The organism is Protofrankia sp. CiP1_Cm_nod2 (assembly GCF_920664355.1).
In the GTDB taxonomy this organism is placed as follows: Bacteria; Actinomycetota; Actinomycetes; order Frankiales; family Frankiaceae; genus Protofrankia.
Map to the genome: position 1 here is coordinate 4,705 of NZ_CAKKTL010000266.1, position 1,970 is coordinate 6,674.

The following is a 1,970-nucleotide window of genomic DNA, read 5'->3' on the forward strand; positions in this document are numbered from 1 at the left end:
CACGAGGCCCAGCAGGGGCTGGTGTGCCTCGGGGCGCTGGCCGAGTCCTACCGGCCGTCCCTGGACTTCGGTGAGCTCTGCCAGATCCTGGTGGACATGGCCGCGTTCCGTAACTACAGCCTGCTGGAGGACAGCGGCCGGCTGGACGCCTTCGGCCGGCCCGAGGTCCGCGGCAACTACTACGACCGGGCGGCCGCCGAATGGGTCGTCACGAACCAGGGTCGGATAGCCGAGATCGGCGGGCGGGTCCTGTTCCAGGCGCCGCGGCAGCGTAAGACCTACCGCAACGTCGTCGAAAGCGTCGAGGCAACCGGTGACGACCCGCAGGCCGGGGCTGGGGCCGGGGCTGACGGACGATGAGCGCCGGGAGCACCGAGGTCGAGCTGTACCGGACCGACGACTACGTCCGGGTCGGTCGGGTACCGCTCGTCCCGTTGTTGCAGACCGTCTTCGAGCGGGTGCTGGGTGAGGCTCTGGTCGGCAGCCGCTTCGAGCTGCTGTTCCTGCCGGTCGCGGACCGTTCCGAGCTGGCCGGCAGCCCCTCGGTGGTCAATCTCCGGTCGAGTCACGGCTACGTGCGGGTGCGCATCGTCCGGGACGGTCGGCTGCTCTACCAGCATCCGCACTCGGTCCGGGAGATCATCGCCCGGCCGTTGCAGCGGCTGCTCGCCGAGCAGATCCCGGCGGAGAAGCACTGGGGGTTCGGTATCCGCGGCCCCGGTTTCGACCGGGTGGCCCTGGTCCGGCCCGCCCCGCAGGTGGAGGGCCGGGTTGAGGTGACGGTGGGTTCCCGCCGTCCCCGGGCCTTCCATCTGGAGGAGATCCACGAGCCCGGCCCCCCGGCCGCGACTCTCGCCGATCTCGTCGCCGACGTGGCCAGGACACCCGGTGCCGACGTCAAGATATCCGGCGCCGAGATGTCCGGCGCGGACGCCGAGATACCCGACGCCGAAATACCCGCTGAAATACCTGACGTGGATGTCGTGCTGCCCGTGGCTGACCGTGACGCCGATACCGACGCAGGCGCAGACGCAGACGCCGGTGCCGGCGTCCGTGCTGGTGCCATGCTTACGGCCACGGCTGCGCCGGGAGTCACGGTGGTGATCGACCGTGACGTCGCCGACGCCCTGAAACGCCGGACGGAGTTCTCGGCCGAGGTGGAGGAAGGCGGTTTTCTCGCCGGTCACGTCTACCGTGACGCGGACCGTCCCGGCAGCCACCTCGTGAAGATCACGGCGGCGATCGCGGCGGAGCGGACCGGTGCGTCCCTGTTGCATTTCACCTTCACCGGCGAGAGCTTCCTGCGGATCAACGAGCAGCTGGCCGGCCGCGGCCGGGACGAAAGGCTCGTCGGCTGGTACCACACCCACCTGTTCCCGGCCACCGGCGAGATCGGGTTGTCGTCGGTGGACGTCGAGCTGCACACGACCACGTTCCGCCGGCTCTGGCAGGTCGCCGGCCTGGTCAACATCGACCGGGACGACCCGCGGGATCGGGTGCTGCGCTTCTACCACGCGGAGGCCGCCGATACCGCCGATACCGCCGACGACGGAAGTACGACAAGCGCACCTACAACAAGCGCAGGAGATACAAGAGGTACAAGGAGTGCAAGAAGGACGCGGGATGGTGGCGAGAGCATGGTGCTCACCCCCTACTGGGAGACCACCGGATGAACGCGGAGACGACCGCGTGCCGGGTGCTCGCCTGGGCCGCTGACACCGCAGGCCGGCCGGCGGGTGACGCCACGGGACGGCCGGCGCCACCGCCGGTCGGTCCGTTGCGGGAAGCCGGCGCGCTCGGCCGTCCCACCGCGGGCACTGTGACGGCGTTGCGGGAGCTGATCCGTGACACGGCCGCCCGGCTCGGGGCGGGGTCGCCTCCGTTCGCCGATCCGGCGCCGGTCGGCCCGGGTGCGCTGCTGCTGGCGGCCGCGGTCGGCGGGCGGGCCCAGCCCGCCGCGGCGCGGGCAC

2 protein-coding genes and 1 pseudogene are annotated in these 1,970 nt (G+C 71.2%); all 3 read left to right on the plus strand.

Annotated elements, in window-relative coordinates; genetic code table 11:
• On the plus strand, positions 1 to 360 hold a 360-nt coding region (locus tag NBW84_RS21235; RefSeq protein WP_250286734.1), incomplete at its 5' end, for a hypothetical protein.
• The gene (locus NBW84_RS21240; RefSeq protein WP_250286735.1) at positions 357 to 1,673 is read left to right on the plus strand and encodes a JAB N-terminal domain-containing protein; all 1,317 of its coding nucleotides are present in this window, start codon (positions 357 to 359) and stop codon (positions 1,671 to 1,673) included. The genes NBW84_RS21235 and NBW84_RS21240, both read left to right, overlap by 4 nt.
• A pseudogene (locus tag NBW84_RS21245) lies at positions 1,670 to 1,970 on the plus strand (hypothetical protein); the annotation flags it as partial. The gene NBW84_RS21240 and the pseudogene NBW84_RS21245, both read left to right, overlap by 4 nt.